Source organism: Vibrio sp. 2-1-2a, assembly GCF_032648565.1.
Taxonomy (GTDB): Bacteria; Pseudomonadota; Gammaproteobacteria; order Enterobacterales; family Vibrionaceae; genus Vibrio; species Vibrio diabolicus.
This window is the reverse complement of the sequence record NZ_WBOH01000013.1, coordinates 1-16391: the sequence shown is the minus strand read 5'-3', so window position 1 is coordinate 16391 and position 16391 is coordinate 1. Positions and strand designations below refer to the sequence as shown.

At 46.8% G+C, this 16391-nt stretch carries 15 protein-coding genes; 7 read left to right on the top strand and 8 right to left on the bottom strand.

Annotation, left to right across the window (positions count from 1 at the left end):
- Positions 1-207: 207 nt before the first annotated feature.
- The 4 genes from F7Y48_RS21400 to F7Y48_RS21385 all read right to left on the bottom strand — a co-directional run bounded on the left by F7Y48_RS21400 (position 208) and on the right by F7Y48_RS21385 (position 5829).
- Complete coding sequence (locus F7Y48_RS21400; protein ID WP_316685369.1) at positions 208-2292, bottom strand: alpha-amylase; 2085 nt, start codon at positions 2290-2292, stop codon at positions 208-210.
- A 218-nt stretch (positions 2293-2510) separates the two neighbouring features.
- Positions 2511-4577 carry a glycine--tRNA ligase subunit beta gene (gene glyS, locus F7Y48_RS21395; protein WP_253652268.1) on the bottom strand — a complete coding sequence of 689 codons (2067 nt, stop codon included), beginning with the start codon at positions 4575-4577 and terminating at the stop codon, positions 2511-2513.
- A 12-nt stretch (positions 4578-4589) separates the two neighbouring features.
- Positions 4590-5507 carry a glycine--tRNA ligase subunit alpha gene (glyQ, locus tag F7Y48_RS21390; RefSeq protein ID WP_048625586.1) on the bottom strand — a complete coding sequence of 306 codons (918 nt, stop codon included), beginning with the start codon at positions 5505-5507 and terminating at the stop codon, positions 4590-4592.
- 178 nt (positions 5508-5685) lie between these two features.
- Positions 5686-5829: a hypothetical protein gene (locus F7Y48_RS21385; RefSeq protein WP_012841258.1), complete on the bottom strand. Its 144-nt coding sequence runs from the start codon at positions 5827-5829 to the stop codon at positions 5686-5688.
- A gap of 162 nt (positions 5830-5991) precedes the next feature.
- Between F7Y48_RS21385 and F7Y48_RS21380 the strand changes: the two genes are divergently transcribed.
- The gene (locus tag F7Y48_RS21380; protein ID WP_005394122.1) at positions 5992-6546 is read left to right on the top strand and encodes a TMEM165/GDT1 family protein; all 555 of its coding nucleotides are present in this window, start codon (positions 5992-5994) and stop codon (positions 6544-6546) included.
- A gap of 206 nt (positions 6547-6752) precedes the next feature.
- Positions 6753-7013 carry a hypothetical protein gene (locus F7Y48_RS21375; protein ID WP_031780377.1) on the top strand — a complete coding sequence of 87 codons (261 nt, stop codon included), beginning with the start codon at positions 6753-6755 and terminating at the stop codon, positions 7011-7013.
- Positions 7014-7055: 42 nt separating this feature from the next.
- On the opposite strand, the gene tusA is transcribed toward F7Y48_RS21375, so the two are convergent.
- Positions 7056-7304, bottom strand: a complete 249-nt coding sequence (tusA, locus tag F7Y48_RS21370) for a sulfurtransferase TusA (RefSeq protein ID WP_005394130.1) — start codon at positions 7302-7304, stop codon at positions 7056-7058.
- A 133-nt stretch (positions 7305-7437) separates the two neighbouring features.
- On the opposite strand from tusA, the gene F7Y48_RS21365 reads away from it, so the two are divergent.
- The gene (locus F7Y48_RS21365) at positions 7438-7620 is read left to right on the top strand and encodes a hypothetical protein (RefSeq protein WP_005394131.1); all 183 of its coding nucleotides are present in this window, start codon (positions 7438-7440) and stop codon (positions 7618-7620) included.
- 166 nt (positions 7621-7786) lie between these two features.
- Positions 7787-8731: a LysR family transcriptional regulator gene (locus F7Y48_RS21360; protein WP_005378881.1), complete on the top strand. Its 945-nt coding sequence runs from the start codon at positions 7787-7789 to the stop codon at positions 8729-8731.
- A gap of 51 nt (positions 8732-8782) precedes the next feature.
- Here the strand turns inward: F7Y48_RS21360 and F7Y48_RS21355 are convergent, their stop codons facing one another.
- The 3 genes from F7Y48_RS21355 to fadB form a co-directional block, all read right to left on the bottom strand.
- Positions 8783-9763 (bottom strand): MDR family oxidoreductase, encoded by a 981-nt coding sequence (locus F7Y48_RS21355; RefSeq protein ID WP_316685368.1) that lies wholly within the window; start codon positions 9761-9763, stop codon positions 8783-8785.
- Positions 9764-10044: 281 nt separating this feature from the next.
- Positions 10045-11220 (bottom strand): acetyl-CoA C-acyltransferase FadA, encoded by a 1176-nt coding sequence (fadA, locus tag F7Y48_RS21350; RefSeq protein ID WP_005383810.1) that lies wholly within the window; start codon positions 11218-11220, stop codon positions 10045-10047.
- Positions 11221-11234: 14 nt separating this feature from the next.
- The gene (fadB, locus tag F7Y48_RS21345) at positions 11235-13406 is read right to left on the bottom strand and encodes a fatty acid oxidation complex subunit alpha FadB (protein ID WP_258507652.1); all 2172 of its coding nucleotides are present in this window, start codon (positions 13404-13406) and stop codon (positions 11235-11237) included.
- 261 nt (positions 13407-13667) lie between these two features.
- Here fadB and F7Y48_RS21340 point away from each other — a divergent pair, with 261 nt between their 5' ends.
- The 3 genes from F7Y48_RS21340 to hemG are packed head-to-tail and all read left to right on the top strand — an operon-like array spanning position 13668 to position 16332.
- Positions 13668-14291, top strand: a complete 624-nt coding sequence (locus tag F7Y48_RS21340; protein WP_193448136.1) for a YigZ family protein — start codon at positions 13668-13670, stop codon at positions 14289-14291.
- 46 nt (positions 14292-14337) lie between these two features.
- Positions 14338-15795, top strand: coding sequence for a TrkH family potassium uptake protein (locus F7Y48_RS21335; RefSeq protein WP_006743175.1), 1458 nt, complete (start codon positions 14338-14340; stop codon positions 15793-15795).
- A gap of 9 nt (positions 15796-15804) precedes the next feature.
- The gene (gene hemG, locus F7Y48_RS21330) at positions 15805-16332 is read left to right on the top strand and encodes a menaquinone-dependent protoporphyrinogen IX dehydrogenase (RefSeq protein WP_047010266.1); all 528 of its coding nucleotides are present in this window, start codon (positions 15805-15807) and stop codon (positions 16330-16332) included.
- Positions 16333-16391: the final 59 nt, after the last annotated feature.

The window sequence follows — 16391 nt, the reverse complement described above, 5'->3', positions numbered from 1 at the left end:
AATTCATTGTGATTGCTTATGTGTATTGAATGCTGATGAAACATCAGCTTATAGAGTAATACTTGACCTTACCTTAATGTTATTACGACGCAAAGTGTGAATTTACTCGAAGAAGAAAAAAGTTTGTCATCTGACCAGATGATGGGGATATGAGCAGTGAACAGAAAAGGGAAGCGAAATGCTTCCCTTGCTGGTGGAATGAATCGGCTATTCGCCAGTGTAGACGATCAGCACTTTGTCGTCGTGGTATTGGCGCTCGAACGCGTAATACCCTTCTTGATTGCGAGTGATGTGTTTGCCTTGCGCAACCGCTGGGTGGCGTTGACGGAACTCGCCGAGTTTTTGCCAATGTTGCAGCAAGTCTTCACGTTCGCCATGAATCTTATCCCATGGCATATCAGAGCGAGTACCTTGAGTAGGATCGGAGCCAGTCACGCCAAAGTCACGAGCAATCTCATCGCCGTAGTAGATTTGCACTGCACCCGGAGCCAGCATCAGTGCATTTGCGGCACGTGCTTGGTCATCAAAGCTGCGGCTGCGCGCTGACCAAAACAGTTGAGTATCGTGCGAAGACAGGTAACTCAACACGTTGAACTCAGGATCGGAGTTAATACGTTCCGCGTAGCGGCGATAATCGCTATCGAGTTGCGCAAAGCATTTCAGCGCTTTTGGTGCTACATCAGATTGGAACTCGAAGTTGATGATGGAATCGAAGCCGTTATCGAAATACGGGCTTTTCACCACGCTGTGCGCCCATACTTCACCCGTCATCCAGAAAGGTAGGTCATCCAAGGCTTTATCTGGGTTGTTTTGCTTCCACTGGGCAAGCGCTTGGGTGGTGCTGGCTTTCAGCTCTGTCCACGCTTCCATTTCAACGTGTTTGGCCGTGTCAACGCGGAAGCCATCAATGCCGTAGTCGCGTACCCAGTCGGATAACCACGTAATCAGATGTTCACGTGGGGTTTGTAGCTCATCTTGCGCATTGGTGTCTTTATTGCGGAAGAAGTTTGGTAGTCCGGTTTTCTGAGTCGATTCGGTTTTTAGATCCGGTAGGTAGTTCAAAGACATGGTGATGTCGTTGTAGCCCGGAGCATCGTAGTCACCAATGTCGGTGCGGATCCAATCTTTGCCCCACCATTTATCCCACGCTTCGCTATCACCGTATTTGATGTAGTCGTTGAAGCTGTGCCAGCTTTGTCCTGATTTTGGCTGCCAGTCGGTCCATTTTTCACCAAGGAGTTCTTTGGCTTCTTGGTCATCAAGGTAAAGTTGACCAAAGCCGAATTCCTGCATGTCTGCTAATGTTGCGTAGCCAGTGTGGTTCATGACTACATCCCAAATCACGCGGATGCCTTTCTTGTGAGCGGTATCGACGAAGGTTCTGAGTTCATCTTCGGTACCCATGTTGGCATCAAGCTTGGTCCAGTCTTGATGGTAGTAGCCGTGGTAGCCGTAGTGCTTAAAGTCGCCTTTATCGCCGCCGCCAACCCAGCCGTGGATTTGTTCCAGTGGTGAGGTTATCCAGATAGCATTGACACCAAGTGACTCGATGTAATCGAGTTTTTTCGTCAGACCCGCTAAGTCACCACCGTGGAATGTACCAATCTCATATTTTCCGTCTTTGCTGCGACCGTAGCTGTTGTCGTTGTCTGGGTTGCCGTTATAGAAGCGGTCAGTCATGACGAAGTACACCGTCGCGTTGTCCCAACTGAAAGGTTTTTCGGCTTGCTGCTCAACCTCTTCTAGTAACAACAGACCTTGGCTCATAGTGCCTGGCTGCAAGGTTACGCTGCCATTGGCGACTGTGGCTTCTTGTCCGGTTAAGGCATCACGAACGACAGTGCCATCATTAAAGGTTTGAGCAACGTTGATGGTTTTTGGCGCGTCAGTTGCGACAGGGCAAGAGTAGGTGATGTCTTGGTTCTGTTTGGGTTTGAGCCTAACAGTTAGCTCGTTAGTAGTTGGGTTGAGCGTAAATTGATAGGTGTTGGCTTTGAAGATGCGCAGCGGCATTTGGGCATCTGTGGCGCAATTATCCATTTTTAATGGACGATTGAATTTGATGCGAGTTTCTTCTGCTAGAGCAAAGCTGCTGCCGCAGGTTTGGTTGCTGTCGGCAATGGTAAAGGTATAGCTGCCTTTTTCGAGTTTTTGCTCGGCGACAAGTAAGCCGTTAGAGTTTGCTTCGAAGACGGCTGTATCGTCTCCGACGCTCAGTACGATAGCATTTTCTGGAATCTGGCTGCAGGCGCTCAATAGTCCAATAGAGAGTGCGAGAATTGTTTTTTTCATTGTGTCCTTCCCCCGAATAAACAGTCCAGTTATAGCAAAACTGAGCCTCTACAATCCGAGCTCTGCACCAACAAGTTAAACGTGTCTCACCCTACAAATTTTTGCCTTGTTCACAAAATGAATAATAAGAACCGATTATCTCCGTTTAAAGACAACAAAAAAGGGAAGCCGACGCTTCCCTTTACTTATCTCTTAATCACTTCTGAATCAGTAATGAATTACTTTTGAAGGACAGAGATATCTGCGACCTGTAAGAACAGGTTACGCAGGTTGTTCAGCAATGTCAGACGGTTCTTCTTAAGTGCTTCGTCGTCTGCCATTACCATTACGTTATCGAAGAACGCATCCACAGGCTCACGTAGATCTGCTAGCTTGCTTAGGGCTTCTTGGTAGTTACCGGTCGCAAATGCAGGCTCTAGTGCTTCAGTCATGACTTCAACGCTTTCTGCTAGTGCTTTCTCTGCGTCTTCTTGTAGCAATGCTAGGTCAATTTCTTCTGCTAGTTCGCCGTCGAATTTCGCTAGGATGTTACCTACACGCTTGTTCGCCGCTGCTAGAGACTCTGCCGCTTCCAGTTCACGGAAGTGAGAAACCGCTTTAACTCGTTGGTCGAAGTCAGCTGGTTTCGTCGGGCGACGAGCTAGAACCGCTTGAATGATGTCTACGCTGAAGCCTTCGTCTTGGTACCAAGCACGGAAACGACCAAGCATGAATTCAATTACGTCTTGCTCAACGTTTTCGTTAGTTAAGCGGTCACCAAACAGTGATTTCGCTTTCGCAACGAGGTCAACAAGATCTAGGTTGTAACCGTATTCAACAATGATACGTAGTACACCTAGAGATGCGCGACGTAGTGCGAATGGGTCACTGCCTTTTGGCGCTTGACCAATACCGAAGATACCGACGATTGTGTCTAGCTTGTCTGCCATTGCAACTGCGGTTGAAACGCCGTTTGATGGCAGTTCATCACCTGCGAAACGAGGCATGTATTGCTCGTTCAGTGCGACTGCAACTTCTTCTGCTTCACCGTCGTGGCGCGCGTAGTGCATACCCATCACACCTTGAGTATCCGTAAATTCGAATACCATAGAGGTCATTAGGTCACATTTTGCTAGTAGACCAGCACGCTTTGATTTTTCAACGTCAGCACCGATTTGTTCTGCAATGTAGCCAGCAAGTTCAGTGATGCGGTCTGTTTTGTCTTTGATCGTACCCAGTTGCTTTTGGAAGATCGCTTGCTCTAGTTCAGGCAGACGGTCGATAAGCGGACGCTTACGGTCTGTGTTGAAGAAGAACTCTGCGTCAGCAAGACGAGGACGAACCACTTTCTCGTTACCTTCGATTACGTAACGAGGCTCTTTTGATTCGATGTTCGATACGAAGATGAAGTTAGGTAGTAGCTTCTTGTTTTCGTCATAAACAGGGAAGTACTTCTGGTCACCTTTCATGGTGTAAACCAACGCTTCAGAAGGCACTTTTAGGAACTCTTCTTCAAACTTCGCTGTTAGTACCACTGGCCATTCAACCAGAGACGTGACTTCTTCTACTAGGTCATCTTCTAGGTCAGCGATACCGCCAACCGCTGCTGCCGCTTTTTGTGCGTCAGCTAGGATGATTGCTTTACGCGCTTCGTAATCTGCCATTACTTTACCGCGCTCTTCTAGGATCGCAGGGTATTGCTCAGCAGAATCGATAGTGAACTCTTGTTCACCCATGAAGCGGTGACCACGGATAGTGCGGTCAGAAGCGACACCAAGGATCTCGCCTTCGATTAGGTCGCTGCCCATCAGCATGGTTAGCGTCTTAACTGGACGGATGAACTGAGTTGTTTTGTTACCCCAGCGCATTGGTTTTGCGATAGGTAGGTTTGCTAGTGCTTTCGCTGCAAGTTCAACAACGATCTCAGACGTTGGCTGACCTTTCACTTCTTGTTTGAACAGTAGCCATTCGCCTTTATCTGTCACCATGCGCTCTGCTTGGTCAACAGAAATACCACAACCGCGTGCCCAGCCTTGAGCCGCTTTGGTTGGGTTGCCTTCCGCGTCAAACGCTGCAGAAACCGCAGGGCCACGTTTTTCAACGATTTTGTCTGATTGGCTTTCTGCTAGTGCCGCGACTTTAAGTGCAAGACGACGAGGAGCCGCAAACCATTTCACGCCTTCGTGAGCAAGCTCAGCGCTTTTTAGTTCTGCTTCGAAGTTTGCTGCGAATGCTTCAGCTAGTGTACGAAGTTGCGTTGGTGGTAGCTCTTCTGTACCTAGCTCGATTAGAAATTCTTTTGCCATGTTCTCTACCCCTTACGCTTGTTCTTTCTTACACATTGGGAAGCCAAGAGCTTCACGCGATGCGTAGTATGCTTCTGCTACTGACTTAGTCAGATCGCGAATGCGCAAGATGTAACGCTGACGTTCAGTTACTGAGATCGCTTTACGCGCGTCTAGTAGGTTGAATGCGTGACCAGCTTTTAGAATGCGCTCGTAAGCAGGTAGTGGCAGTGGCTTTTCAAGCTCAAGCAACTCTTTACACTCTTTCTCACACTGCTCGAAGAAACCAAATAGGAATTCAACGTCTGCGTGCTCGAAGTTGTAAGTCGATTGCTCTACTTCGTTTTGGTGGAAGATATCACCGTAAGTCACTTTGCTGCCGTCTGGTGCGATGTTCCAAACTAGGTCGTAAACCGAGTCTACTTCTTGGATGTACATTGCTAGACGCTCGATACCGTAAGTGATTTCGCCAGTGACTGGTTTACACTCAAGGCCGCCAACTTGTTGGAAGTACGTAAACTGAGTCACTTCCATGCCGTTTAGCCAAACTTCCCAGCCTAGACCCCATGCGCCTAGTGTTGGGTTTTCCCAGTTGTCTTCTACGAAACGGATGTCGTGTACAAGAGGGTCAATACCAAGAACTTCAAGGGAGCCAAGGTACAACTCTTGAATATTGTCAGGCGATGGTTTTAGCGCTACTTGGAATTGGTAGTAGTGCTGAAGACGGTTAGGGTTTTCACCGTAACGGCCATCAGTAGGACGACGTGAAGGTTGTACGTAAGCTGTCGACATTGGCTCTGGGCCAAGCGCTCGTAGACAGGTCATTGGGTGAGAGGTACCCGCACCCACTTCCATATCTAGCGGTTGAACAATGGTACAACCATTTTGAGCCCAATAATCCTGCAGCGCGAGGATCATTCCCTGGAAGGTTTTGATATCGTATTTTTGCATAAGTCAGGTTCGCGCGATTCTCTTGTTACTCGTTAATTCGTCATCTATGCCGAGTTTTTCAACTCTAACAACGGCGATAAAGAGTAATTACGGTTGAATAAATTAACAATCTAGTATAACCAGATATTGAGCATGGGAGTAGAGCTAATCTTGATTAATTCGTGGGCGATTTTCTCCTTTAATGAATTTTTACCGCGTTATCTGCTGTATTTTTCTTAAAAGGGAGTTTTTGCCTGCTTTGGCTCTTGAGAAGCGCAACAAAGGTGGCTAGAATTGCGCCTGTCTTTGGGGAGTAGCTTACCTGATGAAGTTTCTGTTTCATCTGGTTCGTCCGTCAACATAATTGGTGCAAAATCACCATGGCGTTCGAGACTTGAAGCCTTTCAAGTTTAGCAAGACCTTAGACAAATCATCACGAACCGGGGTAGGGGCGTGAGGTTTGTCTTTGGTTAAATATAATAATCCCTGCCCCAATGAGCATGTCGTGAGCGTTTTAGCTATTTCAATTACTACTGTAGCGTTAGCAGAAATTGGCGATAAGACCCAATTGCTATCTCTATTACTCGCAAGTCGTTACCGCAAACCAATCCCAATTATTGCAGCAATCTTTTTGGCAACCATTGCCAACCACGCTTTGGCTGCATGGTTAGGTGTGGTTGTCGCTGACTATTTATCACCTGAGATTTTAAAGTGGGTGCTGGTGGTCAGTTTTGTCGCGATGGCGGCTTGGGTTCTGATCCCGGACAAACTGGATGATGACGAGCAGATTTCTAATCGAGGCCCATTTATTGCCAGCTTTATCGCGTTCTTCGTTGCGGAGATAGGCGATAAAACTCAGATCGCCACTTCCATCTTAGGGGCGCAATACGCGGATGCGCTGAGTTGGGTCATACTTGGCACGACCATTGGTATGTTGTTGGCTAACGTGCCTGTGGTGTTAATTGGTAAGCTTTCAGCAGACAAGATGCCCCTGGGGTTGATTCGTAAAGTCACCGCTATTTTGTTCGTGTTGTTGGCGATTGGTGCGGCCTTCTTTTAATATTTTTAGGCGGATAACGCAGCCTGAAAATGGAAAATGTTATCCGCGAACAATCGTTAAAATGATGCAAATAATCAATAACTAGCGAATTAGTGGCGTAGCTCAAACTCTGACTTAAAATCGCTCCGTAGCGTGACGGATGACATATTAGTGTCATACTTGTCATGGTAGTTTAATGGTGTGAATGATAGCGAGAGGGCAAGTTTATGCTTACACGTTACATGGGGATGACCCCAAAGAGTCAGAGTTATTTATTCACCTTTGGTTTGGCGCTGTGCTTGTTAGCGATGGTACTGACTGATATGTGGTTGCCGATTGTGGCAGGATCGTTCGTTCTTACTGGATTAACAGTAGAGGCGTGGATTCGCGTAGCCCACATCATTCCTATGCATGAAGAGATGCGGGCAATGAAAAAACAACTCAACAAGCTCCAATCAGAAGTTCGCACACTCGAATACGATGAATAAACAAACGGCAGCCAATCGGCTGCCGTTTTTAATTCGACCAGATTATTCCAATCCTTTCTTGATCAGGTACTGATACGGAACTTGCTCCGTTTGTGCTGCAATTAATTGGTGATCCATAAAACGGCAGAAACTCGGAATGTCTCGAGTCGTGGATGGGTCATCTGCTTTGACCAGCAAAATCTCACCATCTTGCATGTTGCGAATTGTCTTCCTGACCATCATCACTGGCTCTGGGCAGCGCAGTCCTTCCGCCTCTAATGTCTTTGTTGCCAGTTCAGGATTAAAGCTCATAGTGTGATTCTCGTAACTAACTTAGCGGTGAATTCTACGTTCGTTGAAAAAATATTCAATAACCACTTGGCAAACGGGATTTTTTGTTTTACCTTAAATTAACAATTTGGTAACAACTGGCAAGGGAGAGGCAATGTTAACAGCGTTAGACAGACTTACGATTTACTCCGTACTTTGTTTTATTTCGTTTTGTGCTTTGGTACTCAGAACGCCAGCTGACACCTCTTTGATGCCTCTTGTAGGCATGGTTGCCACTATTATTGGGATTTGGATCGAGATGCGCAAATGGTCAGGTGCATCTGAGCAAGAAAATTAGCGCTTTTTGCTTCGATCAGAATACTTTAATAACGCTCACCTATTTTTACCGACACTTCATTCCGACACTATCCCCATTTTTCTTGGGCTTCCCCGCTGAAAGGCGGGATTTTTTTTGCCTGAAGAGTACAATTTACCCAAACACATACAAAATAAGTGGCTAATTCGTGGAACTGGAAGACATCTATCGCCGAGATTTAAATTTACTGGTTGCGTTGCGAGTACTGATAGAAGAAAACAGTGTCAGTAAGGCGGCAACACGTCTGAATTTGAGTCAATCGGCAATGAGTCGTGTGCTTGGTCGTCTGCGTGACTTATTGGGAGACCCACTGTTTACTCGTCAGGGGCAGCATTTGATCCCAACTCAGAAAGCGTTAGAGATCGATCGCTCTTTAGGCGAGCCATTAGAGTCTTTACGTCAGTTGTTATCTCCGGTTGAGTTTGACCCATTGCAATGCGTACAGACTTTCAACATCGTGACCACCGACTATGCCATGCAAACCATTCTGCCGTTTGCTTTGCCGAGAATTTACCAAGAAGCGCCAAACGTGTCTTTTAACTTCTTACCACTGCAACACGACCGTTTATCAGATCAGCTCACTTATGAAGGTGCAGACTTAGCGATTTGTCGCCCGACAGGTCCGGTGGAGCCGCTACGTAGTGAAGTGTTGGGGCGAGTGGGGGTGCTGTGTATGCTTTCAAAACAGCATCCATTAGCGGATAAAGAAATGAGCTTGGATGATTATCTGAGTCATCCACATGCCATGATCGCCATCAGTGATGGTGTTAAGGCACTGATCGAACAAGCTTTGATGGAGAAACCTAAGCGTAAAATGGTTCTGCGGGCTTATCATTTAGAAGCCGCATTGGCGATCATGGATACCTTGCCAATTATCATCACAGTGCCAGCGGACTTGGCGTATCTGGTTGCCGAGCGTTATGACTTGGTGGTGAAACCATTACCATTCCAATTTACTCCATTTGAATACTCGATGATTTGGCATGCGCGTTGCGAGCATTCTCCTGCTCAAGAATGGTTAAGAACGATTGTGCGTGAAGAATGTAGCCGTCTAATAGCTAAGCGTATCGAAGATATGGGACTAAACTGCTAACAAAAAGAGCCAGCAATGCCGGCTCTTCGTCTGTTTACGCTGAGTCAGTGTTTATAGCTTGATAACCACACGACCTGTTACTTGACCGTTAGTGATGTCTTCTGCGTATTTTGGTGCTTCTGCTAGTTCTACTTCAGTACACGCTTGCTCGAAATAGTTGTCTGGTAGTAGTTCAACCAGTTTTTCCCATGCTGCGATGCGTTTCTCTGTTGGACACATTACTGAGTCCACACCTTGTAGACGAACGTTACGTAGGATGAACGGCATCACTGTAGTTGGTAGATCAAAACCACCTGCAAGACCACAAGCGGCGACTGCACTGTTGTAATCCATTTGCGCCAATACTTTTGCTAGTACTTTGCTGCCGACGGTGTCTACCGCACCTGCCCATACTTGCTTTTCAAGTGGACGTGCTGGTTCTTCAAATTCAGTACGGTCAATGATGCGGCTAGCACCTAGTTTTTCAAGTAGCGGACCGTTTTTCTCTACACGTCCTGTCACTGCTGCAACTTTGTAGCCAAGCTGCGCTAGGAGCGTTACTGCTACCGAGCCTACGCCGCCACTTGCGCCCGTTACTAGGATTTCACCAGCTTCAGGTTTGATGCCTGCATCAAGCAGTGCTTGAACACATAGCATACCAGTGAAGCCAGCAGTACCAACCATCATTGCTTTTTTGCTGTCTAGACCTTTTGGTAGTGGCACTAGCCAATCCGCTTTTAGACGAGCACGTTGAGCCATGCCACCCCAATGGTTTTCACCCACGCCCCAGCCAGTTAAGACCACTTTGTCACCAGCTTGGTAACGCGAATCTTCAGAACTTACAACCGTACCCGCTAGATCAATGCCAGGTACCATCGGGAAGTTACGGATGATTTTACCTTTACCTGTGATCGCCAAACCATCTTTGTAATTCAACGATGAGTAATCGACTTCAACCAGAACGTCACCTTCCGGCAGTTGTGTTTCATCGATTTGCTCGATACTAGCGATAGTGCGTTTGTCTTCTTGGTTTAGAACTAGAGCATTAAACATAAGGTTCTCCGAAATTGCGTTAGCGTGACTCAGTTGCCACATACAGCAAGATATTAACTGTCTATAAGTCTATGTCTTCTCTATCTATGAATAAAATGAAAGTTACTCATTTCATGTATGCTTTGTATGCATATTTACTGTGTTTGGCGTAAAACAAAGGGCGACATCTGATGTCGCCCTTAAGTGTAATACTAAATTATTTTAGTATTTATTCATTTCATGCTGGTTGTTGAGTAGATCACTACGACCATCGTCGTTTTGAGCCTACTTCACTCAAAGCGTTAAGGCCTCTCAAATACGGTCGCTATACCCTGACCCAAACCGATACACATGGTGGCTAGACCGTATTTCGCGTCTTTCGCTTCCATTAGGTTGATCAACGTTGTTGAGATGCGTGAACCAGAACAGCCTAGTGGATGACCCAATGCTATCGCACCACCGTTAAGGTTGACCTTCTCATCCATCACATCAAGCAGACCTAAGTCTTTAGCACACGGCAGAGACTGCGCTGCAAATGCTTCGTTTAGCTCAACCACATCCATGTCTTCAATTGAAAGACCGGCACGCTTGAGCGCTTTTTTCGTCGCCGGTACCGGACCGTAACCCATGATGGATGGATCGCAACCTGCGATCGCCATGCCCTTAATACGTGCGCGAATTTTCAAGCCAAGCTCGTTGGCTTTATCTTCGCTCATGATCAACATCGCTGATGCACCATCAGACAGAGCCGATGATGTACCGGCTGTTACTGTACCGTTTGCTGGGTCGAACACTGGGCGAAGTTGAGATAGACCTTCAACGGATGTTTCAGGGCGAATCACTTCATCATAGTCGAGAGTAAACAGTGTACCGTCAGCCGCATGGCCTTCAATTGGTAGGATTTCGTTTTTAAAGCGACCCTCTACGGTTGCTGCGTGCGCACGAGCGTGAGAGCGCGCGGCAAACTCGTCTTGTTGCTCACGGCTAATGCCATGTAATTTACCAAGCATTTCAGCCGTTAAGCCCATCATGCCCGCAGCTTTTGCTACGTTCTTTGACATACCAGGGTGAAAGTCTACACCGTGGTTCATTGGCACATGCCCCATGTGCTCAACGCCACCAATTAGGCAGATTTCAGCATCGCCAGTCATGATGGCACGTGTGCCGTCATGCAGCGCTTGCATGGATGAGCCACACAAACGGTTAACCGTCACAGCGCCAATTTCAATCGGCAGGCCCGCGAGTAGCGCGGCATTACGTGCAACGTTAAAGCCTTGCTCTAGTGTTTGCTGTACACAACCCCAGTAGATGTCTTCAATCTCGCTTGGGTTCACTTGTGGGTTACGTGCAAGAATGCCTTTCATTAGACGCGCAGATAGATCTTCTGCTCGTGTATGACGGAAAGCACCACCTTTAGAGCGACCCATTGGAGTACGTAGACAATCGACTACGACAACATTTCTTGTTTGATTAGTCATTTTAGAATCCCTCCTTAGATAGAACCTTGCTGTTGTGCACCGTAAAAGCTTTCACCTTTCGCCGCCATATCAATCAGCATTTGCGGTACTTGGTACATCGCACCTAGCTCGGCGTGTTGTTTTGCCATTTCAACGTATTCAGCAATACCCACGCTGTCTAGATAGCGGAATACGCCACCGCGGAATGGAGGGAAACCAAGACCATAAACCAATGCCATGTCTGCTTCCTGCGGAGTAGCGATGATGCCTTCTTGAAGGCACAGCACAACTTCGTTGATCATTGGAATCATCATACGTTGAATGATGGTCTCATCGTCAAAGTCCTGCTTATCGGCACAAACGTCAGCGAGCACCGGCAAGATCTCTTCAGAGAAGGTTTTCTTCGGCTTACCTTTTTTATCTATGGTGTAGCTGTAGAAGCCATTACCATTCTTCTGACCATATTTGTCTGCTTCGAATAGTGCATCAATCGCATCACTACCTTGTTTACCCATACGCTCAGGGAAACCCTCTGCCATCACAGCTTGTGCGTGGTGCGCGGTATCAATGCCGACTACGTCAAGCAAGTACGCTGGTCCCATCGGCCAGCCAAACTTACGCTCCATGACTTTGTCGATTTTCGTAAAGTCAGCACCATCACGAAGTAGCATGCTGAAGCCGCCAAAGTATGGGAACAATACGCGGTTAACGAAGAACCCTGGGCAGTCATTAACGACAATTGGTGATTTGCCCATTTTCGCAGCATACGCCACAACACGATTGATGGTTTCATCAGAGGTGTGCTCACCACGGATGATCTCAACAAGAGGCATACGATGCACTGGGTTGAAGAAGTGCATACCACAGAAGTTTTCTGGGCGTTTTAGTGATTTTGCCAATAGGTTGATAGGAATAGTCGAGGTGTTTGAGGTGATAACGGTGTCGTCACCGACATGGGATTCGACTTCACTCAAAACCGCCGCTTTTACTTTCGGATTTTCAACGACAGCTTCAACAATCACATCAGAGTTTTCAATACCTGCGTAATGTAGGCTCGGTGTGATTGACGCTAAAATACCCGCCATCTTAAAGCCATCAATACGACCGCGAGATAAGCGTTTATTCAGCAGCTTAGATGCTTCAGTCATGCCTAGGTCGAGCGACGCTTGTGCGATGTCTTTCATTAAGACAGGCACGCCTTTTAGCGCTGATTGGTAAGCAATGCCGCCACCCATGATACCTGCACCTAATACGGCTGCACGTTGCGTGTCTTTACTTGCTGACTTCGCTGATTTTTTCGCAATGCCTTTGATGTATTGATCATTAAGGAATAGGCCAACGAGTGATTTTGCTTCTTCCGATTTAGCCAATTTCACGAAGTGCTTACGTTCAATGTTTAACGCTTTATTACGTGCAAAGCGAGCACCTTCTTCAATCGTGATAACGGCTGTCATTGGGGCAGGGTAGTGAGGACCTGCTTTTTGTGCCACCAGACCCTTCGCCATGGTGAAGCTCATCATTGATTCAAGCTTACTCAGCGTTAGCGGAGATGTTTTCTGTGCTCGGCGTGCTTGCCAGTCAAGTTTCTCGTTAATTGCAGAGTTCAGCGTTTGTAGTGCTGATTCGTATAAAGCATCAGTCTCTACAACAGCATCGAGTAAGCCAATTTTCAATGCTTCATCAGCTCGGCATGCTTTACCTTGGGTGATGATTTCCATTGCGCTGTCTGCGCCAATAACGCGAGGCAAGCGTACACAACCACCAAAGCCAGGCATGATTCCCAGTTTCGTTTCTGGTAGGCCGATGCTGGTGGTTTTGTCACCAATACGCATGTCTGTTGCTAGCACACATTCACAACCGCCACCAAGAGCGTGGCCTTTGATCACTGAGATGGTCGGAACGGGTAAGTCTTCTAATTTGTTAAAGATGCTATTAGCAAATTGCAGCCATTGGTCGAGCTCGGCATCCGTTTTAGCAAACAGACCTAAAAACTCGGTAATGTCTGCGCCTACAATGAATGCGTCTTTATCTGAAGTGAGCAACAACCCCTTGAGGCCTTGATGGGCAATGAGCGCATCAAGAGCTTTATCTAGCGATTCCAATGTCGCTAGGTCGAGTTTGTTGACGGATTTTGGAGAGCAGAAGCTTAGCTCTGCAATACCATCTTGTATTTCCTTTACCTGTAGGGTTTCGGCTTGGTAAATCATTGTCTATCTCCATGACATACAATCGTGGATTGTCTGTATACCTATTTCAACGACGCCGTGTACCTCGGCAAATAGGTATCGAGGAAGTCGTTTTATTTTTGTTCTGGTTTGACCAGTAAAGTTAGTTTGGATCGTGGATTGTCTAATTTCAATACATTTTTTAAACAAGTGTTTAACATTGTGCGCTGTGGCAGATCTTATGCGACGGGTAAATCACACTCGTGATAGACTTCAGGCAAATAGACCTGAATCCATAATCCTATGAATGACAAGCCTTATCTGATTCCAGCAGAGCCCGCTCAATTTGAAGAAGAAATTAAAAAGAGCGTCTTCATTACTTATTTGGCACACACGCCAAGTATCGAAGCAGCAAAAGCATTTGTTGATCAAATCAAAGCTAAACACGCTGATGCCAGACATAACTGTTGGGGCTTTGTTGCAGGTCGCCCGGAAGATTCAATGAAATGGGGCTTTAGTGATGATGGGGAGCCGTCCGGAACTGCAGGCAAACCGATCCTGGCGCAGTTGTCTGGATCTGGGGTGGGGGAGATCACGGCAGTGGTCACGCGATACTCTGGTGGAATCAAGTTAGGTACAGGCGGCTTGGTTAAAGCGTATGGGGGCGGGGTACAACAAGCGCTCAAGCTGCTTCAAACTATTGAGAAAAAAATAACCACAAAGCTCAGACTAACGTTAGACTATGGGTTTATGCCGATCGCACAGTCAATCATGCCGCAATTTGGTGCGGTAGAAGTCGAGGCTGAATACAGCGATCAGGTCGTATTAGTGGTGGAAATTGAGCTTCGAGAAGTGAGCGCGTTTACCCAAGCAATCATCAATAAAAGCGGGGCAAAGGCAATTGTCACTCCGCTAGACGGACAATAATGAAAAACAGGAAGCAACAGGGACAGCTTCGCTAGTCAATTTATCCATGCAATTTCGTTCAATTATTCGAATCGTCGGGCTACTGCTCGCACTTTTTAGTGTCACTATGCTTGCGCCAGCACTCGTTGCGCTGATTTATCGAGATGGTGCTGGTGTGCCTTTTGTCACGACATTTTTTGTTCTGCTGTTTTGCGGGGCCGTTTGTTGGTACCCAAACCGCAGGTATAAGCACGAGCTTAAAGCTCGCGATGGCTTTCTTATTGTCGTTCTGTTCTGGACAGTACTTGGCAGCGCAGGCTCGATCCCCTTTCTCATTGCTGACAACCCGAACGTCTCAGTGACAGATGCGTTTTTTGAATCGTTTTCTGCTCTCACGACGACTGGGGCGACCGTTATTGTTGGTTTGGATGAGTTACCTAAAGCAATTCTATTCTATCGACAGTTACTGCAGTGGTTCGGCGGTATGGGGATCATCGTATTAGCGGTGGCGATTTTGCCAGTGTTGGGCATTGGTGGTATGCAGCTTTACCGCGCTGAGATCCCTGGCCCAGTAAAGGACACTAAAGTGACGCCGCGCATAGCAGAAACCGCTAAAGCGCTTTGGTACATCTATTTGAGCCTGACTATCGCCTGTGCTTCGGCTTTTTGGTTAGCTGGTATGACGCCATTTGACGCTATCAGTCACAGCTTTTCAACCATTGCCATTGGTGGCTTCTCTACCCACGATGCCAGCATCGGATACTTTGATAGTTACGCGATTAATCTGATTACCGTGGTTTTTCTGCTTATATCTGCATGTAACTACACACTGCACTTTGCTGCATTTGCATCAGGTGGTGTACATCCCAAGTATTACTGGAAAGATCCTGAGTTTCGCGCCTTCTTGTTTATTCAAGTGCTACTATTTGTCATTTGCTTTCTATTATTACTGAAACATCACTCTTACACATCGACATACGATGCTTTCGATCAGGCTCTGTTCCAAACCGTGTCAATTTCGACAACTGCGGGCTTTACGACGACAGGTTTTGCGGATTGGCCGCTCTTCTTACCTGTACTGTTATTGTTCTCCTCTTTTATCGGTGGTTGTGCTGGTTCAACAGGCGGCGGCATGAAAGTGATCCGTATCCTGCTTCTTACCTTACAAGGTGCGCGTGAACTAAAACGTTTAGTCCATCCACGCGCGGTTTACACCATCAAAGTGGGTGGTAGTGCCCTACCGCAACGTGTTGTCGATGCGGTTTGGGGCTTCTTCTCCGCATACGCATTGGTATTTGTGGTTTGTATGTTGGGCTTGATTGCTACAGGGATGGACGAGTTAAGTGCGTTCTCGGCGGTGGCTGCGACTCTGAACAACCTCGGTCCTGGTTTGGGAGAAGTGGCGCTTCACTTTGGTGATGTTAACGACAAAGCAAAATGGGTATTGATAGTTTCTATGCTGTTTGGTCGTTTGGAAATCTTTACCTTACTTATTCTACTTACGCCGACGTTTTGGCGTAGCTAAGGGGAAATCGTGGCAAAAGCATTATTTCTATACTCTTCCCGCGAAGGGCAGACTAAAAAAATTCTCCACTATATAGATGAACAACTTCCAGACTTCGATTGTGAGCTGGTGGATTTACATAATGTCGAGACGATTGACTTCAGTCAATACGACAGAGTGTTGATAGGCGCCTCTATTCGCTATGGCCATCTTAATAAAAAGCTATACCAGTTTATTGAGCGAAACCTCAATCAATTGGAGCAAAATAAAGTGGCATTTTTCTGCGTAAACCTAACCGCTCGTAAAGAGGACCAAGGAAAGGATACACCTGAAGGTAGTGCCTACATTCGCAAGTTCCTAATTAAGTCGCCTTGGAGACCAACGCTAATCGGTGTTTTTGCTGGTGCACTTTATTACCCACGTTACGGCTGGTTCGACAGAACTATGATTAGGTTCATTATGTCGATGACAGGTGGCGAAACCGATACGACCAAAGAAGTGGAATACACCAATTGGGAAAAAGTGGCTCTTTTCGCAGATAAATTCAGAGAACTGTAGAAATAACGTGCTCTTTTGACCGCTTTTGATGCAAATTTATCCGAACGATAAAAAAATCA